Annotated in this window: 25 protein-coding genes and 2 pseudogenes; 12 read left to right on the top strand and 15 right to left on the bottom strand. The window is 53.5% G+C overall.

The window, feature by feature from the left end:
* Positions 1-106: 106 nt before the first annotated feature.
* Positions 107-442 carry a small metal-binding protein SmbP gene (gene smbP / locus ACH50O_RS11285; protein ID WP_446807894.1) on the bottom strand — a complete coding sequence of 112 codons (336 nt, stop codon included), beginning with the start codon at positions 440-442 and terminating at the stop codon, positions 107-109.
* Between the two features lie 495 nt (positions 443-937).
* On the opposite strand from smbP, the gene ACH50O_RS11280 reads away from it, so the two are divergent.
* From ACH50O_RS11280 to ACH50O_RS11260, 5 genes and pseudogenes are all read left to right on the top strand, one after another.
* The gene (locus tag ACH50O_RS11280) at positions 938-1,411 is read left to right on the top strand and encodes a (2Fe-2S)-binding protein (protein ID WP_446807893.1); all 474 of its coding nucleotides are present in this window, start codon (positions 938-940) and stop codon (positions 1,409-1,411) included.
* A complete protein-coding gene (locus ACH50O_RS11275; protein WP_446807892.1) occupies positions 1,408-3,660 on the top strand; it encodes a molybdopterin cofactor-binding domain-containing protein in 2,253 nt (750 codons plus the stop codon). The genes ACH50O_RS11280 and ACH50O_RS11275 overlap by 4 nt, the downstream gene beginning before the upstream one ends.
* A gap of 43 nt (positions 3,661-3,703) precedes the next feature.
* On the top strand, positions 3,704-4,822 hold the full coding sequence (locus tag ACH50O_RS11270) for an XdhC family protein (protein WP_446807891.1): 1,119 nt from the start codon (positions 3,704-3,706) through the stop codon (positions 4,820-4,822).
* Positions 4,785-5,432: a nucleotidyltransferase family protein gene (locus ACH50O_RS11265; RefSeq protein WP_446807890.1), complete on the top strand. Its 648-nt coding sequence runs from the start codon at positions 4,785-4,787 to the stop codon at positions 5,430-5,432. Before ACH50O_RS11270 ends, ACH50O_RS11265 begins: the two co-directional genes overlap by 38 nt.
* Positions 5,404-5,820 (top strand): annotated as a pseudogene (locus ACH50O_RS11260) (M15 family metallopeptidase); the annotation flags it as partial. The gene ACH50O_RS11265 and the pseudogene ACH50O_RS11260, both read left to right, overlap by 29 nt.
* Positions 5,821-5,850: 30 nt before the next feature.
* On the opposite strand, the gene ACH50O_RS11255 reads toward ACH50O_RS11260, so the two are convergent.
* Positions 5,851-6,084, bottom strand: a complete 234-nt coding sequence (locus tag ACH50O_RS11255; protein ID WP_446812141.1) for an IS3 family transposase — start codon at positions 6,082-6,084, stop codon at positions 5,851-5,853.
* Positions 6,085-6,290: 206 nt separating this feature from the next.
* The gene (locus tag ACH50O_RS11250) at positions 6,291-6,482 is read right to left on the bottom strand and encodes a transposase (RefSeq protein ID WP_446807889.1); all 192 of its coding nucleotides are present in this window, start codon (positions 6,480-6,482) and stop codon (positions 6,291-6,293) included.
* A 62-nt stretch (positions 6,483-6,544) separates the two neighbouring features.
* On the opposite strand from ACH50O_RS11250, the pseudogene ACH50O_RS11245 reads away from it, so the two are divergent.
* The 4 genes and pseudogenes from ACH50O_RS11245 to ACH50O_RS11230 all read left to right on the top strand — a co-directional run.
* Positions 6,545-6,982, top strand: a pseudogene (locus tag ACH50O_RS11245) (integrase core domain-containing protein); the annotation flags it as partial.
* Between the two features lie 209 nt (positions 6,983-7,191).
* Positions 7,192-7,365: a hypothetical protein gene (locus ACH50O_RS11240; protein WP_446807888.1), complete on the top strand. Its 174-nt coding sequence runs from the start codon at positions 7,192-7,194 to the stop codon at positions 7,363-7,365.
* Between the two features lie 448 nt (positions 7,366-7,813).
* Complete coding sequence (locus tag ACH50O_RS11235; RefSeq protein WP_446807887.1) at positions 7,814-9,208, top strand: L-lactate MFS transporter; 1,395 nt, start codon at positions 7,814-7,816, stop codon at positions 9,206-9,208.
* A gap of 18 nt (positions 9,209-9,226) precedes the next feature.
* Positions 9,227-9,355 carry an MFS transporter small subunit gene (locus tag ACH50O_RS11230; RefSeq protein ID WP_446807886.1) on the top strand — a complete coding sequence of 43 codons (129 nt, stop codon included), beginning with the start codon at positions 9,227-9,229 and terminating at the stop codon, positions 9,353-9,355.
* Between the two features lie 17 nt (positions 9,356-9,372).
* On the opposite strand, the gene ACH50O_RS11225 is transcribed toward ACH50O_RS11230, so the two are convergent.
* The gene (locus ACH50O_RS11225; protein WP_446807885.1) at positions 9,373-10,533 is read right to left on the bottom strand and encodes a right-handed parallel beta-helix repeat-containing protein; all 1,161 of its coding nucleotides are present in this window, start codon (positions 10,531-10,533) and stop codon (positions 9,373-9,375) included.
* Between the two features lie 195 nt (positions 10,534-10,728).
* Here ACH50O_RS11225 and ACH50O_RS11220 point away from each other — a divergent pair, with 195 nt between their 5' ends.
* Entirely contained in the window at positions 10,729-11,085 is a 357-nt protein-coding gene (locus ACH50O_RS11220; RefSeq protein WP_446807884.1) for a hypothetical protein, read from the top strand.
* A 21-nt stretch (positions 11,086-11,106) separates the two neighbouring features.
* Here ACH50O_RS11220 and ACH50O_RS11215 read toward each other — a convergent pair whose 3' ends face one another.
* Positions 11,107-13,137 (bottom strand): methyl-accepting chemotaxis protein, encoded by a 2,031-nt coding sequence (locus tag ACH50O_RS11215; protein ID WP_446807883.1) that lies wholly within the window; start codon positions 13,135-13,137, stop codon positions 11,107-11,109.
* A gap of 325 nt (positions 13,138-13,462) precedes the next feature.
* Here ACH50O_RS11215 and ACH50O_RS11210 point away from each other — a divergent pair, with 325 nt between their 5' ends.
* Positions 13,463-13,858, top strand: a complete 396-nt coding sequence (locus ACH50O_RS11210) for a CBS domain-containing protein (RefSeq protein WP_446807882.1) — start codon at positions 13,463-13,465, stop codon at positions 13,856-13,858.
* Positions 13,859-13,923: 65 nt separating this feature from the next.
* Here the strand turns inward: ACH50O_RS11210 and ACH50O_RS11205 are convergent, their stop codons facing one another.
* The 6 genes from ACH50O_RS11205 to greB all read right to left on the bottom strand — a co-directional run bounded on the left by ACH50O_RS11205 (position 13,924) and on the right by greB (position 16,985).
* Positions 13,924-14,424, bottom strand: coding sequence for a hypothetical protein (locus ACH50O_RS11205; protein ID WP_446807881.1), 501 nt, complete (start codon positions 14,422-14,424; stop codon positions 13,924-13,926).
* A gap of 292 nt (positions 14,425-14,716) precedes the next feature.
* Positions 14,717-15,292 (bottom strand): hypothetical protein, encoded by a 576-nt coding sequence (locus ACH50O_RS11200; protein ID WP_446807880.1) that lies wholly within the window; start codon positions 15,290-15,292, stop codon positions 14,717-14,719.
* A gap of 180 nt (positions 15,293-15,472) precedes the next feature.
* A complete protein-coding gene (dtd, locus tag ACH50O_RS11195; RefSeq protein WP_446812090.1) occupies positions 15,473-15,919 on the bottom strand; it encodes a D-aminoacyl-tRNA deacylase in 447 nt (148 codons plus the stop codon).
* The gene (locus ACH50O_RS11190; protein ID WP_446812089.1) at positions 15,916-16,326 is read right to left on the bottom strand and encodes a gamma-glutamylcyclotransferase family protein; all 411 of its coding nucleotides are present in this window, start codon (positions 16,324-16,326) and stop codon (positions 15,916-15,918) included. Before ACH50O_RS11190 ends, dtd begins: the two co-directional genes overlap by 4 nt.
* Positions 16,323-16,487, bottom strand: coding sequence for a hypothetical protein (locus ACH50O_RS11185; RefSeq protein ID WP_446812088.1), 165 nt, complete (start codon positions 16,485-16,487; stop codon positions 16,323-16,325). The genes ACH50O_RS11190 and ACH50O_RS11185 overlap by 4 nt, the downstream gene beginning before the upstream one ends.
* A gap of 6 nt (positions 16,488-16,493) precedes the next feature.
* Positions 16,494-16,985 carry a transcription elongation factor GreB gene (gene greB, locus ACH50O_RS11180; RefSeq protein ID WP_446812087.1) on the bottom strand — a complete coding sequence of 164 codons (492 nt, stop codon included), beginning with the start codon at positions 16,983-16,985 and terminating at the stop codon, positions 16,494-16,496.
* A gap of 58 nt (positions 16,986-17,043) precedes the next feature.
* Between greB and ACH50O_RS11175 the strand changes: the two genes are divergently transcribed.
* Entirely contained in the window at positions 17,044-17,520 is a 477-nt protein-coding gene (locus ACH50O_RS11175) for an FKBP-type peptidyl-prolyl cis-trans isomerase (protein ID WP_036274250.1), read from the top strand.
* Positions 17,521-17,614: 94 nt separating this feature from the next.
* Here the strand turns inward: ACH50O_RS11175 and ACH50O_RS11170 are convergent, their stop codons facing one another.
* The 4 genes from ACH50O_RS11170 to ACH50O_RS11155 all read right to left on the bottom strand — a co-directional run bounded on the left by ACH50O_RS11170 (position 17,615) and on the right by ACH50O_RS11155 (position 23,290).
* Positions 17,615-19,345 carry a TolC family protein gene (locus ACH50O_RS11170; protein ID WP_446812086.1) on the bottom strand — a complete coding sequence of 577 codons (1,731 nt, stop codon included), beginning with the start codon at positions 19,343-19,345 and terminating at the stop codon, positions 17,615-17,617.
* An 87-nt stretch (positions 19,346-19,432) separates the two neighbouring features.
* Positions 19,433-20,743 carry an HlyD family secretion protein gene (locus tag ACH50O_RS11165; protein WP_446812085.1) on the bottom strand — a complete coding sequence of 437 codons (1,311 nt, stop codon included), beginning with the start codon at positions 20,741-20,743 and terminating at the stop codon, positions 19,433-19,435.
* Entirely contained in the window at positions 20,736-22,829 is a 2,094-nt protein-coding gene (locus ACH50O_RS11160; protein ID WP_446812084.1) for a peptidase domain-containing ABC transporter, read from the bottom strand. The genes ACH50O_RS11165 and ACH50O_RS11160 overlap by 8 nt, the downstream gene beginning before the upstream one ends.
* Positions 22,830-22,849: 20 nt before the next feature.
* Entirely contained in the window at positions 22,850-23,290 is a 441-nt protein-coding gene (locus ACH50O_RS11155; RefSeq protein ID WP_446812083.1) for a hypothetical protein, read from the bottom strand.
* Between the last annotated feature and the right edge of the window lie 104 nt (positions 23,291-23,394).

Below are 23,394 nucleotides of genomic sequence, written 5' to 3'. Positions count from 1 at the left end.
TGTGTTAAAACGTTAGATAACGAATATCTGTAACCGGTCATTCCGACTCTTATCCAAAATGACCGATTAGGTATGTTCCGATTATGCTGTATCGCGTTGCCGGATTTTAAATATTACCTGCCTTGAAGTGGCCTACGGCTTCTTCGGCGTGTTTGGTAGCGACTTCGGCATGGTTTTGTTTGCCGTGCGCGATGGTTTCTTCCAGAGATTTTTTGCCGGCTACAATGTGCGCTTTAGCCTCGCCGGAGGCTGCGCTTTCGGCTTTGTCGACGTGGGCCAGGGCTTTTTCCGCGTGTTCCACCAATTGATCTGCATGGCCGGCCTTGCCGTGCGTAACCGCATGTTCGGCGTGTTTTAGAGATTCCGCCGCATGTTCCTCGGCAAAGGCGCCGCTGCTTGCAAGTAATAAGGCGCTGGCAATGATCGCTACAGTATGTTTCATAATATTCCCCCGGGAAAAAATTGATTTGCTTAAAAAAGTCCTAATTTAAAACCGAATACTGTAAACCCTGCATTAATTAGGTTTTATAGTATTTAAAATCCTGCATAAACTAAGGTTTTAGCCGGTTTTAACAATACATGGATATTCCGTAATATCGCCTGTATCGCTTTATTAAGCAGTCAATTTATATGCCAGATTTCAACTCCTTGTTTGAAAAGAAAAATATAAATTCAATGGCGATTTTTCTGTTGCTTAGTCAGCAGGAGTTGTTGGTTTGCTGTTGATTTATCAGCTGCATTGGCAATATTGCTTGTTAATTTGGATTACGGTTAGCGATTTACTTTTTTTTGCGTTGTGGCTTGGTGGGTAAATGGCTTGATATTCAGTTGTTTACAATAGATTGAAACATAAAATGGATGCCGGACTTGTTCGGTGCGGATATTGCTTAACGATGATTTGCTGCGAGCAATTACAACCACTAATACATAGATTCTCATGAGCCAATACATAATCAATATCAACGGAACGCAAAAGACCGTGGATGTTAATCCCGACACGCCCTTGTTGTGGGTGCTGCGCGATCATCTCAATCTGGTTGGTACCAAATTCGGCTGCGGGATAGGGCAGTGCGGTGCCTGTACCGTGCATATCGACGGCCAGCCTACCCGGGCTTGTCTGACGCCGATTGCCAAGGTCGGCTCCAGTCAGGTCACCACTATAGAAGGCCTGCATCCCAGCGGCGAACATCCCTTGCAAAAAGTCTGGCAGGAACTGGATGTGCCGCAATGCGGGTATTGCCAGGCCGGGCAGATCATGACTGCCGCCGCGCTGCTGAAAAAAAATCCCCGCCCGACAGACGCCGAGATCGATGCCGAGCTGGCCGGCAATCTGTGCCGTTGCGGGACTTATTTAAGGATACGCGCGGGCATACACCGCGCCGCTGAACTTGCTATCAAGGAGCCGATATGAACGAATACCTGTTGGAAAATGCCAGCCGCCGCGATTTTTTGCGCAAGTCCACGCTGGCCGGCGGCGGCTTGGTGCTGGGTTTTTATCTGAATGTGGCCGATAGTGCGGCAAAGCGGATTGCCAAGCCCGCCACCATTGCGGAAAGCAGCGTCTTTAAACCCAATGCTTTTATCCACATCGCGCAGACCGGCAAGGTGACCTTGATCAGCAAGCAGCCGGAGATAGGCCAGGGCATCAAAACTTCGCTGCCGATGGTGATCGCCGAAGAGTTGGAGGTGAATTGGCTGGATGTGCAAATCGTGCAGGGCGATCTGGACCCGATTTACGGTAGCCAAAGTGCCGGCGGTTCGCGCTCAACGCCGACCAACTACCAGGAGTTTCATAAGCTCGGTGCCACGGCCAGAACCATGCTGATCCTGGCGGCTGCCGAACTCCTGCGGGTACCCTCCGCAGAACTGCTTGCCAAGGATAGCGCGGTGCATCATCCGGCCAGCGGTAAACAGCTTAGCTATGGGCAACTGGTGGAAAAGGCGGTGTCGATCCCTGTGCCCGCGCCGGAATCGGTGAAGCTGAAAGATCCCAAGGACTACAAATTGCTGGGTACGCGGATCGGCGGCGTGGACAACCCCAGTGTCGTCACCGGCAAGCCACTGTTTGGTATCGATGTGCAACTACCGGGCATGTTATATGCGACTTATCAAAAATGTCCGGCTTTTGGCGGCAGGGTGGTCAGTGCGAATCTGGATAAAATCAAAACGCTGCCCGGCGTAAAACACGCGTTTATCGTCGAGGGCGGCACCAGCTTAAAAGGCTTGTTGCCTGGCGTGGCGATAGTCGCCGATTCCACTTGGGCGGCGTTCACCGCCCGCAAGCAACTGGAAGTGGTGTGGGACGAAGGCCCGGCGGCGGCGCAAAGCTGGGCCGGCTTTACAGCCAAAGCCAAGGAATTATCCGAGCAAGCCGGCAGCGAAGTGCTGCGTAATGACGGGGATGCTAAGAAAGCGCTGGACGATGCGGACAAAACTGTCGAGGCGGCCTACAGCTATCCCTTCATTTCCCATGCCAGCATCGAGCCGCAAAATTGCACGGCCTGGTTCAAAGACGGCGGCATCGAGATTTGGGCGCCGACCCAAAACCCGGAAGCCGGGCAGAAGATCGTTACGGACACTTTAGGGATTCCTAAAGAGAAAATCACGCTGCATATCACCCGCAGCGGCGGCGGTTTTGGCCGGCGTCTGATTCCGGATTACATCATCGAATCGGCGGCGATTGCCAAGCACATTGGTGTGCCGGTCAAGCTGACCTGGACCCGCGCAGACGATTTGCAACACGATCAATTTCGCGCCGGCGGCTTTCACTTTTTAAAAGGTGGTCTGGACGATAAAGGCAAGCTGATTGCCTGGCATAACCATTTCGTCACTTTTGCGCATAAACTGGTGAAGGACGGCAAGGAAACCCTGGAACTGGGCAGCGGCGCCAATCTGTCCGGCGACGAATTTCCTGGCCGTTGGGTAGAAAACTGCCTGCTGGAACAAACCCCGCTCGAGTGCAATATCCCCATGGGGCCTTGGCGAGCGCCGCGCAGCAACGTGTTGGCCTGGGTGTTTCATAGCTTCATCGACGAACTGGCGCATGCCGTCGGTCGCGATCCGTTGGCGTTTCGATTAGAAATTTTGGGCGACAAAGGCTTTATTCCCGGCACCGGCCAGCAAGGCATTCCTTACGATGTGAATCGGATGAAGCATGTGTTGCAGCACGTGGCGGAAAAAGCCGACTGGGGCAAGAAAGCTTTCCCGCGCGGCCAAGGGCAGGGCATCGCTTTTCATTTCAGCCATCTGGGTTACATTGCTCAGGTCGCGGAAGTCACTGTATCCAAGGACGGTAAGCTCAAGGTTGATAGAGTGGTCGTTGCCACCGACATCGGCGCGCAAATCGTCAATCTCAGCGGCGCGGAAAATCAGGTGCAGGGCTCGGTGATCGATGGTCTGGGCGCCTTGATGTTTCAGGAATTGAACATCGAAAAAGGCCGCATCGTGCAGAGCAATTTTGGCGATTATCCGATGATCCGCATCGCCGATGCGCCCACCCGGGTGGAGGTGCATTTTCTGAAAACCGACTATCCGGTCACCGGTCTAGGTGAGCCGGCGTTGCCGCCATTGGCGCCGGCGGTATGCAATGCGATATTCGCCGCCACTGGTGTGCGGGTAAGGCAATTGCCGCTATTGCGCACCGATTTGAGCTGGAGTTGATATGGCTAGTACAATCGCCGGCATACCCGCAAGCGAGTAAACCATGGCCAATAACCTCAATCATCTGCTCGGCGCCTATCGGCAACTGCAACGCGATAAGCAAGACAGCGTGCTGGCGACCATTATCGAAACTTTTGGCTCCACTTACCAAAAGGCTGGCGCGCGGATGTTGATTACCCAAACCGGCGAGTTGGTCGGTTTGCTGGGCGGTGGCTGCTTTGAAAGGGATCTGGTAGAGCAGGCCGCTTCGGTGTTCGCAACCGGCCATGCCAAAACGCTGTTTTACGATATGCGTTCCGGGGAAGACGCGATATGGGGCTTGGGCTTGGGTTGTAATGGCGCGGTTAGGGTGTTGCTACAGTTGTTATCAGCCGAGCAGGATTTCAGTCCGTTGAATTTGCTGGTCGAGGCCGCCGAAACCCAGTCTCATGGGGTATTGGTGACGGTGTTCGATTCCACGAACGCGGATTTCCCTGCCGGGCGCAGTCAGCTTTTGCAGGCCGCCCTTGTCGACGAGCAGCCGATCTTGCCCAGCGCGCCGTTTCCGTTTGCCACGGCGGCACTGCAAACCGCCTTGCAACAAAAACCACGCATCGAAACCCATCTGCTCGACGGCCAGGACATCAAAGCCTTTTACGACCCAGTGCAACCGCCTTGGCAGTTGCTGATATTCGGCGCCGGCGCCGACGCGATACCGCTGGTCAATTGCGCCAAATCCCTGGGGTGGCGCGTCACCTTGGTCGATCACCGGCCCGCGCATATCAAGCCCGAGCGTTTTCCATTGGCTGATCAATTATTGCATTTGACCCCGGAACAGGTCGCGGCGCAACTGGATTTGAATCGCTTCAACGCCATCATGATGATGACCCACAACGTCGAATACGACCAACGCTACCTGCAAGCCATCGTGCATTGCCGCGTGCCGTTTGTCGGCTTGCTGGGGCCGGCCCATCGCAAACAGCGGCTGTTGCAAAGCCTGGGTGACGATGCCGAGTTGATCAGCGAGCGAGTGTTCGGCCCGGTGGGGCTGGACATCGGCGCGCAAACCCCGGAAGAAATTGCGTTGTCTATCGTGGCCGGTATCAACGCCCAGCTCAACGGCCGTAGCGGCTTGCAATTAGGCAATGACGTGGTCTCCTTACAGCATGCATGCAGCCATTGATAATGTCTATGCTGTCATCCTGGCGGCCGGTGCGTCCAGCCGGATGGGTAGCCCTAAACAACTGCTAATTTGGCAAGACCGCCCGTTGTTGGCGCATGCAATTGGCAGTGCGCGGTCTGTTTTGGCGGAGCGAATCGTGGTGGTGTTGGGTGCTAATGCCGAGGCGATAAAAGCCGCTATCGATCTGGACGGCATAAGTATGGCGCTGAATCCGGACTGGGCGGACGGCATGGCCGGTTCGATTCGGGCAGGTATTGAAGTATTGCCGGCCACGGCCAGCGCTGTGTTATTGATGCTGTGCGATCAACCCCTGATTAACGCCGCGCATCTGCAAAACTTGGTGCAGGCTTGGCGACACGCGCCGGAGCGCATCGTGGTGAGTCAATACGCAGAGTCGTTCGGCGTGCCGGCCGTGTTTCCGGCCGCGTTTTTTGCGCAGCTAGCCGGTTTACCAGGCGATCGCGGAGCAAAGCCCTTGTTGATGCAGTTTGAAGAAATGCTGGTAAAAGTGTCGTTACAGGAAGCGGAACTGGATATCGATACGCAAGGCGATTACCAGCGCTTGCATACCCACAAAACAGATGCAGCCGATGATCGCGGAACCGCTTGACGATTACTTGCCAAGAATTCGCAGGATATTTGTCGAGTTGGATATTCCAGAAGGTCTGCCGACAGCCAGAGGCTTGGAATTATGCCGAGAGCCCGCCGAATTGGTCGTCGCGGAAACCACTCAGCAGGGTAGAGAATTTCGTCTCACGGCGGAAGCCGCAGCCGCTTGGCAAGTACTTAAACTGGCCGCCGCCGAGGACGGTATTGTGTTGCTGATGGTTTCGGCCTTTCGCAGCGTGGATTATCAAGCAGATATTATTCGGCGTAAGCTCAGTAAAGGTCAAAGTATCGACGGGATTCTGCGGGTCTTAGCGCCGCCCGGCTACAGCGAACACCGTAGCGGTCGTGCTATCGATATTGGCAGCTACGAATGCCCGGAGCTGGGCGAACAGTTCGAAACTACCCGCGCATTTCGTTGGCTAGCAAGCAACGCGCAACGGTTTCAATTCCCGCATGATCCGGCGCGTTTTAAAGCGGCCGACGGCAAGACCTTGTTTTTGCAAGTGGTCCGCTACACGGCGCGAACCAAAGCACTGCTTGTTAGTGGTAAAAATCTGCCGCACGCTATCGACAAGCTTCTGATCCTGAAGGCTTTTGTCATGGTCTGCCGGACTATTGCACCCATCATAGTAAGCACTTGTACTTACCTGCATCACTCGACACAGTACGGTCACTGGATACGTCTTCTGTTGCGCCCGAATATCCACAGGGCACAAGTAAATCCGTACTTTACTTGTGCCCTGTGGATATTCGGCTTCTTTCGCAAAGAAGACGGCGGCCTTTTTTAATATCTCGCGCTCCATCCGCAGTTGTTCGTTTTCCTTGCGCAGTCGGATCAATTCGTCATGATCCCCCAGAGTCAGGTTACCGCCGATTCGTTGACCGAAGGCTTGCGTTGCGCTCGAACCAAGCGTCCCAGCCCGCTTTGCGAGATACCCAAATGATCTGCCGCTTGCTGCTGGCTGTAGCCTTTTTCCAAAACCAGCTTCGTAGCATTTTGCTTGAACTCCAGGCTGTATATGGGTCGATTGTGTTTTTTGTCGTTACTCATGATCACCTCTGCTGGCAGTATAAATTCTGCCTTTAGACGTGTCCGGGGTTATTAGACCATTTCAACTCTACACTACAAAGACGTCGATTACGGCGGCGGACTTGCTTAACGACAGGGTGTTACCGTTCTTCGCCGAACAGGATTTGCCGATGTTACGCATCCAGACCGATCGAGGCAGTGAATACTGCGGCCGGGCGGAAACGCATAATTATCAGCTGTATCTGGCAATTAACGACATCGAACATACCAAGACCGAGGTCAAATCGCCGCAAACCAACGGTATTTGCGAGCGGTTCTAAAAGATCATTCTGCAGGAGTTTTACCAGGTGGCACTACGAAAAAACCCGTATGAGGACTTGGCATCGCTACAACGTGATTTGGACAACTGGATCATTGAGTACAATAATGATCGAACCCATCAGGGCAAGATGTGCTGTGGGCGTACACCCATGGCTACTTTGATCGATGGCAAACAGGTCTGGAAAGAGAAAAACTTCTAGGCTGAATTTAAACTGACAGACACTTCTAAAAATCCAGTAACTGTTAGATTAGGTTTGAAGTTCTACACATTAATTTTTCTGTTCCCAACATCAAGCTTTCATAGACGAGCCAGCGATAACGTCAATTTGCTCGCCGAATACCGGACAGTCAAGTGGGTCACTGGTTGCTTTAACTAACGAAATTGGAAAGTTACCCCGACCGACCGTTAATGGCCCATTTCGTGGAAAAAGCCGCCGACAGCCTGGGAAAATCGGTGCCCAGCGTGCCACCGGCGCTGTTTCAGTGGTTGCATAACTATGCGTTCCCCTGCAATATCCACGAACTGGGAGGCATGGCATTCGATGCGGTGGCCCGCAGTCAGGGCGCGGTGCTGCCTTTGTAGAGCTTCAAGGAGGCCATAATGGACGATCTGCAGGCTTATATGATGGCGCCGAGGCAACAAACGGTCGACTGCTCCAGGTGGCTTTCCGGAACGCCTGCCGACTTTAAAGGAAGCCGAGGAAGCGCTGATTGCCGAAGCCTTGCTGCGCGCCCAAGGCAATCAGGGGTGGCGGCAGGCTAGCTGGGTATTCAGCCGGCTAGCACTCAATAAACGGTTGATCCGCCGCGACGCGGATTGACATGGGGTTGGACTGTTAGAAGGCCAAGGCTCCAATTCAAAATCAATCAGGCTTGCCAGGTTAGGTTGCGAAAGGCGATGAAGAGGTTTTCGCGGCCGATTTAGGCGGGAGTCGTTGCCAGCCGATCATTTGGCAATGCTAAAATGCCGCCAAGAGCGGCGCTACGGTAAAACGCCGGTATTGATAAGTCAGCAAACAGTGGATTCAAGCATGTCGGGATTTTTTTCCAAACAACATAGCATTGCGCAGCCCGGCTATAGCCGTTGGCTGGTGCCGCCGGCGGCTCTGTCGGTGCACCTGTGTATCGGCCAGGCCTACGCATTTAGCGTGTTTAACGACCCTTTGACGCGAGTGATAGGCGTCGGCAGTTCCGCGCCCGACGATTGGAAGCTGACTACCCTGGGTTGGATCTTCAGTTTGGCGATTGTATTTTTAGGTTTGTCGGCGGCGTTTGGCGGTAAATGGCTGGAAAAAGTAGGGCCTAGGTTGACGATGTTCGTCGCGGCTTGTTGTTTCGGCGGCGGTTTTTTGATTTCCGCGTTGGGCGTACACCTGCACGAAATCTGGCTGGTGTATCTCGGTTACGGGGTAATAGGCGGGATTGGCTTAGGCCTGGGCTATGTGTCGCCGGTATCGACGTTGATCAAATGGTTTCCCGACAGGCGCGGCATGGCGACTGGCATGGCCATCATGGGGTTCGGCGGCGGAGCGATGATAGGCGCGCCCTTGTCGGTGTTACTGATGGATCATTTTAAATCGGCGGAATCGGTAGGTGTTGTGCAAACCTTTCTGGTGATGGGTGGCTTGTATTTCTGTTCGATGATGATAGGTGCATTGACTATCCGCATTCCGCCACCGGAATGGCAACCCGCGGGATGGACACCGCCGGCGGTGCAAAACAAGATGATCACCGACAAGCATGTGCATATCGATCAAGCCTTGAAAACGCCGCAGTTTTATTTGCTGTGGCTGGTGTTGTGCCTGAACGTAACCGCCGGTATCGGCGTGCTCGGTCAGGCATCGGTGATGATCCAGGAGATGTTCAAAGGCTCGGTGACACCGGCTTCCGCAGCCGGCTTCGTCGGTTTGCTGAGTTTGTTTAATATGGGGGGGCGGTTTTTTTGGTCGTCGGCTTCGGATTATCTCGGACGAAAAAACACCTACTTTATTTTCTTTGTGGTTGGTGCGGGCTTGTACGCCACCATCCCCAGTATGGGCATGGCCGGCAATATGGCCTTATTCGTGTTGCTGTATGCCTTGATCATGAGCATGTACGGCGGCGGTTTCTCGACGATTCCGGCTTATTTGGCGGATATTTTCGGCACCCGTTTCGTCGGCGGCATCCATGGCCGCTTGTTGACGGCCTGGTCCACCGCTGGGGTGTTGGGGCCGGTGTTGGTCAATTACATCCGCGAATATCAAATAGGGCAGGGCGTGGCGAAGGCTGATGCGTACAATGTAACCATGTACATCATGGCCGGATTACTGGTGGTGGGCTTTATCGCCAATCTATCGATTCGGCCTGTTCACGAGAAACATCACATGAAACACGGCGACTTTGATGAGCTGGATGGCATTTATCCTGCCGACGAAGGGGAACATTAAGCAATGAAGGGGCAATCCATGAACAACTCCGAATCAAGTAAATCTTCCAGTCCCTGGCTGTTAGTCGTATTTTGGCTTTATGTGTTGGTTCCGTTGAGTTGGGGCGTGTGGTCCACGCTGAAAAAGGCTTTGGCCCTGTTCGGCTAAAGAGGCGTCGTTTCTGCCTATTTTTTGTTAAATTCATAGGCTCCCACATCCTGCGGCCCCTGAGGCGAGCGCCTTTCGCTGCCGCGCGGATGCAGGTAGACAAATTCCGGATCTAGCTGAAAACCGTTGGCGGCTGTTCCGGGGGCGACGCCTTGGTCGATTGCCTGGGTGTCTGACTTCAGGCGGTAATCATAATTGGCCGGATCAATTAACACATCGGCCGCAGCCCTTAGATCGTGGTTTTCTAGATTGGAACCGATCAGCTCGGTGGCTTCGCCTATCAACAGATTGTTGATTAACATCGCTGTCGCAATACTGTGATTATTCAGAAACGAGCCGCCGGGGTGGTCGTTGACGAAAGTGTTATTTACCAGATACAGCTGTTGGTTGGGTTGAGTTTGATTGTGCTCGGCGGCAAACGCCAGCATCGCTGCGTTTTCGGTATTTGCGCCTTGATGAAACAGATTGCCGATCAGATAACCGGCGCCGCCGTCGGGCAAGTCCACCAAGTAGCTGGAGCCGTTACGCTCGTCTGTAATGCGATTGTAAAGAATATAGTTTTCCCTGGCCCGCGATTTGACGTTATGGCCGGTATTGGCATCGTGCACATAGGAATTTCGCAGGGTAAAACGCCGGATATTGCCGATGTAAATGTTATGGCCCAGTTTGCCGTAGCGGGGATAATCGACGGTATTGTCGTTAAACTCCGAATTTTCGATCAGGATGTCGCTGTCGGGATTGACGCCGGTCAATATGCCCATTTGATTATGATGAAAATGGCAGTTTTTCAGGGTCAGATTAGTCCCTTCGAAACGGATGCCGGCACCGTTTAGAGCCGGCGCGGTGGCGCCAGACAGTTCGATATTTTCGACGACGATGTCCTTGCCTTTTAATACCCAGATCGCTTTGTCTTCCGCTGCTTTGCCCAGTGCGTCCAGACGGGCGCCGTTGCCCAGTCCGCGTATGGTCAGCCGATGTTGCGGCCAACTGGCGACATCGCCCTGATATAGGCCGGCATCAATGCTGATTACATCGCCATCTCGCGCCAACCCGACTGCCGCGCTCGGTAGTTTCAACAAGCGTTGTGGACCCACCTGCCAGTCTGTGGCTTGTACCGATAAGGTCAAAGTTAAGCTAAAAACCATAGTCAAACAGGGCAATAAATATAAACGATGCATGCGGGCTCCTGGTACATCAGTTGGTAAAAGCAGCGATACAACTTGGTGCATCCCGGAGGCTCAGGGGAGCACTGGGCTAAATTTGTAATATTTAAAGAAAAACTCGCCCCGGATAAGAGTATTATCGTGCTATCGGGCATATTTGCCAGATCTACGACTTGATTAAAAGAACAGTTAGATTCTACCGGAGGATATATGGCTTCACTTGATATGCAAGGGGCTTACGATTTGAGCAATGCCAAAATTAACGAACTTATCACGGAAAGCGCCGAGGGTAATTATGCCTTGGGCATCATCAACCAGAAGACCAATAAATTCGTGGTGAAATACGTCGGCCGTTCGGAAACCGATCTAAATGCCCGGCTAAAGCAACACGTCGGCCGGTATCCCAAGTTTAAGTTCAGCTACGCGGAATCGCCTAAGGCTGCATTTGAGAAAGTCTGTCGCAATTACCACGATTTCGGCGGCTCCAAGAAACTGATCAATCACGTCCATCCGGTGCGTCCGGCCGATGTCGACTGGAAGTGTCCTTGTTGCGATATTTTCGATTGATACCTTGAGTGTAAGTATTTCCTAATACGTCGAGGCGTGGTTAAAAAAAGCGAAACAGGCTTTCAAGCCATTAGTGGATTCCGGCGATAGGAACTCGCTGAACTTGACCCCATAGTGGTGCTCGCCATCGATGTTTTTATGCCAGACGATTTTACAATCCAGTTCTAGCGGTAATTGAGCTTCGTATTGCTCGATATTGTCGGAGGGAATGCGCAGCTGGATGCAGATAGAACTGTTGACTTGGCAGGGGAGCGGTAAAGGCAGGCGCAGGCAGGCGCCGGTCATGCTGAAGTCGGCGGTGACGCCGTCCAGTACGTAGTCATCTATTTCGATATGGGCTAGCAGATAGTGGCTGGAGCGCGGAAACTTGCGATTCTCGTTGGCAGCGGGCGTGGCTTTCCATTGCGCATTGAAGCTGAAATGCTCCAGCATGGTCCGCATTTTTTCGGTAACCACATATAAATCGTCGCTGATGGTACGGGTGATATGTACCTTCGATTCGTTCTGGCCCAGCGCTTCGAATAGCGCTTCCACGCGGGTCTGCAATTGCGTGACGTTATCCAGTTGACATTGGGTGGCCTGGGAAATTTGTTGTGCGGTGCCCGCGTTTTCTTCTATCTGCCCGACTATTTCGTTAATTACGACGCTGGTGATCTCGGCTTTTTCCATGCCTTGTTTCGTGGTCTGGATGATGGAGCCCATCGCATAGGTGTTTTCTTCGATAATTTTGGTTAACTCTGAAATAATGTTGGCGATTTCCGCCGTCGCGCCGGACGCGTTTTGCGCCAGTTTCCGCACCTCGTCAGCCACCACGGCAAAGCCTCTGCCGTATTCACCGGCCCTGGCCGCTTCGATGGCGGCGTTTAAAGCCAATAAATTAGTTTGTTCGGTGATATTACGAATGGTGGTGGTTATATCCTGAATCTGCCGGTTGGCTTGCCGTAAGGCTTGGGTTTTGGCTTCCGCGCTCTCAACTTCTTTGACCACTCTGCGCATTTCATCGAGATTCTCGTTAACGGCGACGATGCCCTTCTGCGCGGAATTCTGTGTTTGCAGGGTGCGCTCTCGGATGGTGCCGGAATAACGTTCGACTTCCTCGGTGGTGTCGCGTAGCTGTTCGGTAGCCAGCTTGACTTCCGAAGACCGGGCCTGCTCGGAACGATTGGCGTTGGAAATGCCGCCGGAAATGTTGGATATCTGATACGAGGATTGGCCGATTTGCTTACTGACCACGTTGATCTCGCGCATATGGCTGGCAAGTTCCCGCCCCATCAGTTTCATTATCGCCAGTAAGCTGTTGGTGTCGTCCTTAGCGGTGACTACGTCGACATCCAACTGACCCCGGGCGATGCTGCCGGCAATTTTCGAGGCATAGCTGGGTTCTCCGCCCAACACGCTGAAGAGTTTTCGGGTTAACCACAGGTTGGCAAACACGATTAGCAACAAAGCCAAGCCTGCCACCGTGGCGCTGACGGTAAACATTTGGCCTTGCATAGTATTTTGTTGTTCGGAGGCTGCTCTGACCTGTTGTTCCAACTTGCCGGCAAGTTGATTGAGTGTCGTTGCCAGGGTTTCCGAGGCTGCATCGAAACCGTCTTGCGGCGCTTTCATGATCAGATTGCCGGCGTCGCGGCCCTGGTGAAAATAGGCATTCGCCATGCGTTCGCCGGTGGCATAAAGGGTGTCTACCGACTTATCGGCTTCGCGAAGCTCTGTCTTTAATTCCGGCGTGATCGCTAATAAGCTGGCTAGTTCGTTATGGGCGGCGTTTTTTTCCGTCAGCGCTTCGCTGTAATCGTCTTCGCCGACTGCCGACGCATCGGTGAGGAATTGTTGAATTTGCACCACATGATAACGGACGTTTTTAAAAGCTAGGGACGCGTTCAGCAAACGCTGTTTTTCGGCTTCCGCCGATTGCAGTTCACCGTGACTGATCCATACGAAGGCATTGCCGATAATCAGCAGTAGTGCCACTGCGCTTGTCAGTAAAGTCAATAGCTTACGCAAAGAGAATTCCTGGGGGCGTAATTGATTGCCATTGGTTTGCAGCATAACGGTGTCCATTTTCAAAAAGCGTCAATTTGGTGGTCGTACAAGTTTAGCTTGATATTGGGCAGGCATGGTTATTTCAGGGAATAGCCGGATTATCGACAGAGCTGGAACGTATTCGCCTGCGTACACCACCGTCTGATTTGGCGAACGCCATTCGAATACATGTTTTGCTACCCGGGACTAAGGGACGGCTGTAATTTGTCCGCGAATAATATAACTAGCTACCTTGGGGGATTTTTATAATAATCCCATTTACAGAAGCGAACCGGCCGTTGTTAAGGCCGGCCGTATGTCTGTCGATGAAAATAATAACAGGAGGTACACCATGCTAGCCAAAATAGCAGTAGTCGATTACATGTCGACCAAACTTGTTACCGTTACCCCCGATACCGAGATTTCGCATGCGGTTAAGATCTTGCTGGATCACAAAGTGACCAGTGTGCCGGTCGTGGATGAACTCGGAAAACTGGTAGGGATTTTTTCGGAAAAGGATGGTATGAAGGTGTTCGTGGAATCCGCTTACAACCAGAGTATGCTTGGAAAAGTCGGAGAGTTTATGACCAAGGATCCGCAAATGGTCAATGCCGACGCCAGTCTGGTGGACGTAGCCACTAAATTTCAGGAAACGCCGACCAGAAGTTTTCCGGTTTTTCAAAACGGCGAGTTTGTCGGCATGATCAGCCGGATCGACGTATTAAGGGCTTTGTTGGCCATTCGCTAGTTTTCCACGCTTTTAAACCCAGACGCCATTTTGCCCGATGCGCTGTCTGGGTGGCATATCCGGCTTTATTGCTTTACGCCGGCTGACACATAAGTGCCCATGATACTGTCGCTGCAAGTTGCCGTAATCCTTCCGCCGTTAGCCGCTACGGTGCCGGTGCAACTGCCTTTCGATATCCAACCGTTTTGATATTGCGCGGTATAGCTGTAGGTCAGCGTTTGGGCAAGCAGATTGCCGCTACCTTGTAATTCGTAGCCTACACCTTGCGGTAACATCCCCCAGCCATTGAATTGAAAGCTGTCGTTTTGCTGTTCGATATGCGTGCCGCCGGCGCTCGGTAGGGCCGGATTATACCAATCGCCGCTGATATCGATTACCGGAGCTTGCGTTGCGGCGACTGGTTTTTCCTTGTCTATGGGCGGCGCAACTTGCTGGCTGATTGGCGAAACCGCAGAAGGCTGGCGCCCAGTCAATTTATCCCAATTGCTTATAATCGCCACGCAGATCGAGCCTATTACGCCAATGACCGCGGCAATGATGGTGGGATTGTGATTGGATTCGGCCATGATGTCCTCTATGCCTAAACAAAAAGCTGGATAAGGCCCTGGTCGGTCCTCGCTATGAATTTAGCGCAGTTGCTGGTTATTCGGCAACGTAAAAGATCTCTGGTTTGTTGATTACTATCGACAACTGTCGGCGATAAGATCCGGTCGAGTCAGCTTATGTAATGGAATAACGCTGATGTTCGGCAGTTAAGTGTTGAAGGGGGCGCGGGAAGGGGGGATGTGACGGGAAGTATTTTGGAGCTTAAATGCGGCGATATAGACGTCCGCATTTAAGCCGAAGCGTAATTAAAAACTACTTATCGCATTTATGCGCGGAACCGCAGCAATCGGCCATCGCGCCGCCGTGCTTTTTACAATGATCCGCACTGCAATCATGCGCGGCACCGCCTTGGTGATGGGCGCAATGATGGCTGCTGCAATTGGCGGCAGCGGCGGCTTCGTGATGCGCACAATGCTCGGTGCCGCATTGGTGGGCGCTGGCATTGGCATCTTGTGCGCAATGTTGGGCGCAGACTTTATCCTTAGCACCTGGGTGATCGGCGCAATGTTTCGCGCAATCGTGTTCGGCCGCAGCTTTATCGGCGCAGTGTTTCAGACAAGCTTTGCCTTTTTTACCTTTGTGTTTGGCACAATGCTCGACGCAGTTATGCGCTGCGGCATCGGCTTTATGTTTAGCGCAATGTTCCGGCGCCATGGCGGGTGCCGCTGGCTCGGACTCGGCGGGCGCGGCGGTTTCAGCCGGTGCGGCGGTCGCTGGCGCCACTACCGCAGGCTCAGCAGTTGCTTCGACCGGTTTTGCCGATTCGCAGCCCGTCAGGGTCAGCAAAGTTGGCAAGGTTAAGGCGATTAGCAAATGTTGAATTTTCATATGAATTTCTCGTTTGGTGATTAAGGTGGGGCAATTGTAGGGGGATGGCGCGTGTTAGGCAAATATAATTGTGTTATTTAACACAGTTTAATTGGTCGGTAAGGGAATAGGTTTTACCGTTGTTGATTCAATTGTGGCTGTGGCCTGACTGCTTGCCGGAATCCACGGGTTGACGACGTATTACTTTTCCTGACAACGTAAGGTAAATGTCACTGGTCCATCGTTGATCAATGCCACTTTCATGTCGGCCCCGAATTCGCCGAACTGGCTGGATGGGTAAGCCTCAAGCGCGCGTTTTTGCAGATAAGCGAATAACTCGCGGCCCATTTCCGGCGGTGCCGCTGCAGCAAAGCTGGGCCGGTTGCCGGTCTCGGTGTTGGCCGCCAACGTAAATTGTGGCACCAGCAGCAAGCCGCCCTGAATATCGCGCAAGCTGAGATTCATTTTGTCGTCGGTATCCGCAAAAATTCGGTAATTCAGAATCCGCTCCAGCAAACGGTCGGCTTGTTTAGCCGTATCGGCTTTTTCGACCGCCACCAAAGCCATAATGCCGGTACCGATCACGCCGATGTCGCTGCCGTTTACCGAGACTTTGGCTTGGGTGACGCGCTGGATGATGCTGATCATGAGTTTTCCTGCAAATAATTGAGATAGTCGCCTTCGTGGATGCGCGTTAGTCCGTCCGCCGGCCGGTTGTATAGATAGACCCAGGCGGAAACGGTTTGCCCGTCCGGCAAACTTATCGGCAGTTCGCGGCGAACGTATTCATGCGGCTGCGGAAAATGCGCGGCGCATTCTTCGTAATTATCTAGTGCCGAAAACGTTCGTTCGGGATTTTGCATCACGTACAGTTCGCCTTTGATCAGCCCCATTCCGCCGGCGATAGCGCCCGGATAGGCATCGATTTCGTATAGTTCTCCGTGCATAAAGCCGTCGCCGAGGTAATCGCAAGCATCAAGGAATGGGTGTCGGATTTTATCGTGGAGGTCTCGGCGTAGCGTGCCGTAAACAAACAGGTATTGCGTTTGCTTCATGAATAAATACGGTCAACCAAGTCCTTGAACCAGCGTGGGCGAAAGGTCACGATATAAAGCAGGGTCAGACCCATCAGCGGAACCGGGCCGATTTCGACAATGGTCAACAATAGTATGATGACAAACCATTTGAACCTGGCGAATGCAGCTTGCTTGCTCATCTCAATTCAATAGCGAATTGCGGTAATGTAATAACGCGTTTCTTGCTCGGCATGGCGAATGGCGACTTCGTCATCCAGCGACTTTTTCAATAATGCCTTGGCGAGAGGGGAATCCAGGCTGATCAAGCCGCCCGTGGTATCGATTTCGTCGGCACCGACTATGCGATAAGTGATTTCCTCGCCGTCCATGGTTTCCAGCGTCACCCAGGCGCCGAAAAACACCTGATCACGGTTGCTTGGCTTTTCGGAAACCACGGTCAGTGCTGGCAGGCGCTTTTGCAGATAATGAATGCGCCGGTCAATTTCCCGCAATTCTTTCTTCCGGTATATGTACTCGGCGTTCTCAGAGCGATCGCCTTCCGCCGCTGCCGCTGACAAGGCTATGGTGACATCCTTGCGCCGTTCCCAAAGCTGTTTCAGCTCGGTTTCCAGGGTGCGGTAGCCTTCGGCGGTGATGTACGGCGAAGATTTAGGGCGGGGCGGTCGCCAGCGTGACATGTTTTTTCGGGGAAAAGGTTATATGATGTCGGCTTTTTTTCATCCAGCGAAGACGCTTATGCAAATCACAGACAAAACGGCTGTTTCCATCCATTATACCTTAACCAACCAAGACGGTGAGCAGCTGGATAGTTCCAGAGGCGAAGAGCCCTTGTTGTATTTGCATGGCGCGGGCAACATTATTGCGGGTTTGGAAGCGGCTTTACACGGTAAGCAAGCCGGCGATAAATTCAACGTCACCATAGCCGCCGATCAGGCTTACGGCGAAGTGTCCGAAGAAATGATCCAGGTTGTCTCAAAAAAAATGTTCGACGGTATGGATATCGATATTGGTATGCAGTTTCATGCCGACGTGAGCCACGGCCCGGGTATCATCACCATCGTCGAAATCGACGGCGACGATGTCACCATCGACGGCAACCATCCCTTGGCCGGCGAAGACTTGACTTTTGACGTGGAAGTTATCGATGTCAGACCTGCGACAGCCGATGAAGTCGCGCATGGTCATATCCATGGCTCTGGTTGCCACCACTAGCATTTATCGCTTAGCTCAAAGGCAGTAAGCGATAAATGCGTTGCTTTTATCGCTTACCTATCCGATACATTTCGCACGACTGTCACTATCAGATCTACTGAGCGGTAGTGTTAAGACCCAAATCCACTCGGCTATGCCCCAACAACGTACCTGTAGCGAAGGCCAGGTCTATCATCGACACCTGATAATCGCCGATGGCGCGCACTTCGCGTAGTTGCGCCTCGCCAAGCCGGGTCAAGGTTTCCAGCACTTCTGTCATCGTCCGCTGGCCTTCTTTAAATTGTTTGAGTTCGGCATCGTAATTCAAGCCGGCCAGCACCACGTTTTGCCGGGTGGCTAAAATCCGTTGCCAGTTTTGGCTCATTTGATCCAACGCGTCGTAGATTTCCCGCCGCACGCTTAATTCGCGCAGTTGTTGCGTGGTCAGGCGCTGCATGCGTTCCTGCACGGCGCGGTCCAGGCGCGCGCGGCGCAGTTCGTTGCTCAGCGGGATTTCCACGCGTAAGCCCACCGACCAATCCGAATAATTGCCGCTTATGGTCTGATCGAAAGCACCGCCATAGGACGAAGTATCACGGCCCAACGCGGCATAGTTGTAATCCAGCATGAACATCGGCAGGGTTTGATTACTGAGATAATCGATCTTGGTCAAATCGGCGGCCAGCTTTAATTCCAGTTCCAGCAACTCCAAGCGTCCATCCAAGGCGCGTTGCGCCAGTTGTTCGCGGTCGAGATTAAATTCCAGCAGGGTCGGCGAGGTATCGGGGATCAGCAGGGTTTGTGAGTCCAAATCCAGACCCGGCGCATTCAATAACAATTTCAGTTGGCGCTGGCGGGTTTTTAAGCTGGTTTCGGCGATGATCAGCGACTCCAGGCGTTCGGCCACGCCAATTTCGGCACGGTTGATTTCCACGCTGGCGGTCAAACCTTCCGCTACCCGTTTTCTCACCATGCTCAGGTTGTTAGAGGCGTTTTCGTATTGCTGGCGGCGTACGTCTAATTCCCCCCAAGCGACATACAAGCTCCAATAAGCACGCTCGACCGTCGCCAACACTCGAATTGCTTGCAGACGAGTTTTCACGTCTACCGCTTGTTGTTCGTAGCGGGCGATGCGAATCCCTGCCACGTTGTTGGAGATACCCGCATCGCGCAGCAAGGGCTGGCTGATGGAGAAGCGCAGCGCATTTTGATACTGGTCGGACGCGACGCCACGAAACTGACGCTTGCCGTCGAACGGCGAACTGACGGTCACTTTTGCCCCGGTACGTAAGGGAATGACGATACCGGCTTCCATATCCAGCACTTCGGTTTCCTGCGGTACGGCGGTGAGTTTATCGACTTCGTTTTTTAACGCCGAATTGGGATCGACCGGGGTGAAACTGACAACATCCAGATTTTGCGCCGGGGTATTTTTTTTGCCGTATTTGGCCTTGGCAAAGATCAGATCATCGAATTTGGCTTCTTCTTCGCCGACCGCCGTGGCGGCAATTTTTGGGTCGGCCTGGGCGATTTTCAGATCCAGATTGTTTTCCAAAGCCATGCTGCGCACCGCCGAGATGGATAACTGCTTGCTGGCTTCCGGCGCAGCTTTGGGCAATTCCGGTTTCGCCGCGCTGGGCGGGGGCAGGATGGTCGCCGATTTTGGCCGGCCTTCCTTAAACTTGGGCAAGGCCTGTTCCACGGTTTGCGGCGGCAGCTGCGAGATGGCCGGTAGCGGCAAACCCTCATCGGGTTTCAGACGTTCTTCCACCCGCTTGACCAGTTTACGGTCGGGGCTGGTATCCAGATATTGTCCGCAACCGACCAACAAGGGTATAAGTGTCAACGCGACTATACGCTGCCCGCAGAATTGCCAGTACCTTGACGGAGCTAATGTATTGCGTTGACGGGGTGCAAAACGTTTCATATGCGATTATTTCAATTTTTGCCGGACAATATCGGTGGCCGGCATTTCCGTAGTCATTTGCGGCGGAAACGCATTCAGTTGGCGCCACAGTTCGTAAGCCATCGTCACCCTGTTCAACAATATCCAGCCTTTCACCCGCACGCCTTGGCGCGCGAAGCGTTCGGCCGGCCAAGGCCGGTCTTTGGGATCGGGCACGATCAGCACCCGGAATTTACCCTTGCCGTCGTCGGTAGAATCCACAAAAGCGACCAAACCGCCGAAGGTGCCCACGGCCACTTCCGGCCAGCCGGCGAATTGTAAGGCCGGCCAGCCCTCGAATTGCAGACGCGCATGCCGGCCGGGGGTGATCAATACCGCATCGTTGCCGTCCACCCACAGTTCCACCGCTTTCACATCCATGTCAGGCACCAATACCAGCAGCGGATCGCCTTGTCTGACGATGTCGCTCTGCGGGTTGGCCAGCAGCCTGAGAATGCTGCCGTCACGCGGCGCTTTGATTTGTTGGGATTGTTGCCGGGAGACATCGACTTCGCTTTTTAGCAAACTGCTCCGGCTGTCTTCCAGTTCGCTTTGAGTTTTATTGGCCGACGCGGTCGCCGAGTCGATACGGGCCTGGGCGTCGGCGCGAATCCGGCCGATTTCCGCTTCGGCGGCGCGCTGCTCGGCCAGGGCGCCTTCCAGACTGGCTTGGGCGCTGTTTAAGCTACGCTGCGCTACGATACCATCGCGTTGTGCGACTTCGTAATCGCGTTGCGATACCAGGCCGTCGCCGATCAAGCGTTGCAGACGCTGAGTTTGCACACTGGCGGTTTCCAGCGTGGCGCGTGCGGAGGCGATGGCTTCGCTGGCCGAGCGCGCTCTTTGTCGGGCCACATCCAGACGGTATTGCGCGGTGGCCACTTGTAAATCGCGGGTGGCGATTAAGTTGTCGATTTGCAGACGGTAAGCCCGCAATTCTTCTTCCTTGGCAGCCAATTTTGCGGCGGCGGCAGCGCGTTGTTGTTGCAAGCGATCCAGCAAGTCTGGATCGACATCGGTGATTTCCATCAACAAATCGCCGGCTTTAACCTTTGTGCCTTCCTTAGCCTGCCAGCTGACGATGCGACCAGAAACCGGCGCTTCCACGGTTTGTTGGCGTTCAAGCGGCGCGAATGCGGACACTCGACCGCTGCCGTTGATGTTTTGCTGCCAGGGTGTCAATAGCAGGGCTGGCGGGGTCAACAGAAATAACCAGACGCAAGCGCGCGCTAAACTGCTGACCAGGCGCGGGGTGTGCGCCGCCGATAATGCTGAGAGCTTAATTTGTAAATCAGTCATGGACTACTCCCGGCAAATGAATCATGCGTTGGCAAGTAGCGGCCAATTCTTTTGATCCGGTCAGCAGCACTAGCGTCCAGGGCGCGTCTGCCACCATTAGGGCCGGAACCAGTTGCTGCAGCAATGCGGTATCCAGCCCATCGAGTAAACCATCGACGATCAGCAGGCTTGGCTGGGAAGCCATGGCTCTAGCCAATATGACTTGTATTGCCTGACTATGTGAAAGCGGTGAGCCGCCGGGACTGAGTACTGTATCCAAGGCTATGCCCGCCAAACCGATCTTGGCTAGGGCCCGTTCAACTTCGGTCACGCTCACATCCGTATCGCCCAACCTGACATTTTCCAGCACGCTGTCGTGAAAAATCTCTAGTCGGCTGACCACCGCAATGTTTTGCCGCAAGGTACTCAGGCGCAGATCATCCAGAGCCTGACCGTTGATTTGTATCTGCCCGGCTTGGGCTGCACGCATGCCGCCAAGCAGTGAAGCCAAGGCCGTTTTACCGCTGCCAGGTCCGCCCAAAATTGCGACTTTTTCACCCGGCTGCACCTGCACGGAAAAACCGGAAAACAATGGCCGCTGCGCACTGAAGCCAAATTTCAGATCGTTGATCGTTAAAGACGCCGGACCATTAAATTCTGCATCCAGCTCTGCGGAATCCTCCAATGGCAAATCCAATAAGTGGCCGATTTTATCGGTGCCGGCCATCAGATCGTAAAAGCCTTCCAGATGCTTGCCAAATTTGATCAACGCCAGTAGCGCTGACGACACGATCAATTCCGCCGCCACTAATTGTCCCAAGGTTAAATGGCCGTCTATGACCAAATAACCGCCAATGGCCAGCAAGGACGTGCTGGCGATGGCATATAAGGCCACTGAGCCGATCACTTGGCCTAACAGCACCCGGTAATGCCGGCGTTTGGCTGTTAAATAATCCAGCGCCAGTTGGTCGGTACGGCTGGCGGCCATGGCCGCGCCGTTGCCGAATTTGAAAGTCTGAATATTCCCGGCGACGTTTTCCAGCCAGGCTACCAGGGCATATTTGCTGATCGATTCCTGAATCGCGGTGCTGACTGCGCCGCGTCCCAATAAAAATACTATCGCCGTGATAGCCAACAGCAAAACGACATCGAACGCCAGCAGGAAAGGATGATAGAAGGCCAGCATGATCAGGCCGACGCCGGTTTGCACTACGGTGCTCAAACCGTCCAACAATAACGAAGAACCGGCTTTCTGCAAGGTTAATACGTCGAAAAAACGATTGACCAGTTCCGCGCCATGTTGGCCGTCATAGGCATCGCTGCGCACCCTGGGCAAGCGATAGGCCAAGTCGGCGGCCAGGCGCACGAAAATCCGCCGCTGCACAATTTCCACCAGATAGGATTCCAGCACATAGACCGCGCCGGCGAAACTCAGAAAGAAAAACAGGATGGTCGCCAACACTATTAACGGCTGGCCCATGCCGCCCATCGCCACGGTATTGACCAGTGCTTGCACCGCCACCGGCGAAGCCAGCGCCAGTAATCCGGAGCCCAGAGCCAAGCCCAACAATAACCAGAGATCGTGGCGATCGGCGCGTAACAGTTCCAGCAAGCGGCGGAAAGGCGGCATGTGCGCGTGATGGTCTTGGCTGACGGCATTCTCCAGCGGCGCCTGAGCTTGCACTAACAGCCATTCGTGAATAGCGGCATCGGATCGGCCGAGTAATTTGCCGATTTCAGCAGGTTTGACGAGGCGTTCTTCGATGACCTCGCCTTGGGCCAAAGCCACTCTGACTTTGCCGCTGCGAAATCCGTACAGGACTATCCAGCCGTAACCGTCGGACAGGCTCGTTAGTAATGGGGTTTGCGGGGCAGAGGCATTTGCGGCAGCCGTAGGTGTGAGCAGCACACTCTCCATGTTCAAGCCAAAATGGTCGCCGATAGCGATTAGCGCGGCCTGATTGTCGTTGCCGTATGATTCCAGCAAGTGCTCCGCAATTCCCTGAGCTGGGCCGCGCATTTCCAGCAGGCCGAATAAGAACTCCAGCAGGGTCTGCGTCGATTGTTTTTGGTGTGGGCGTTCCTTAAATCCAGTTGCGGTGCTCATACGTGCGAAATCCTATCGGTTTAAACGAATAACAGCATGGTCTTACCGAGTAGGCTCAGCAAGAAAGCCAGTTTTAAGGTGGTAACTAATTTGGCGGACCCGGCTTTTGCGCACCAAGTTTGCGTGGCTGATGCGCAAGCTTGGGCGATGGCTCGGTAAGCTTTAGATGCTAGGCGCCACACTAGGGTGCCGGCTACGGTTATACCGGTCCAGAACACGATGAATTCAGCCTGACGCGGCGTAACACCGAACACGTGCTCCAGAAAATGCTCAGCCATCATCTCTATGACTTCAATCGCGAGATGCAAGAGGTGCCAGAAAAACGGCAGCAGCGTGTCCCCGAAAACAAGCAAAATAAGGGCCGAAACGACCGCGATGCCCGGCTTGTTTTTCGATAGCCGAGACCAGGTTTTGCCGACGCCGAATCTTAACCAATTCGGCAATGCGAAAGCTTTTTGCATAGTTCCGCTCCCTTTATAAGAGTTTGGTGAAAAAGCTCCTTCCGCTTTGTGGCGAAAGGGCGCAGTCGTAATTTTTTACAGCAACTTAATAAACGCCGGTAGAC

Source organism: Methylomonas sp. 2BW1-5-20, assembly GCF_052474515.1.
This window is presented reverse-complemented; position numbering and strand designations above follow the sequence as displayed.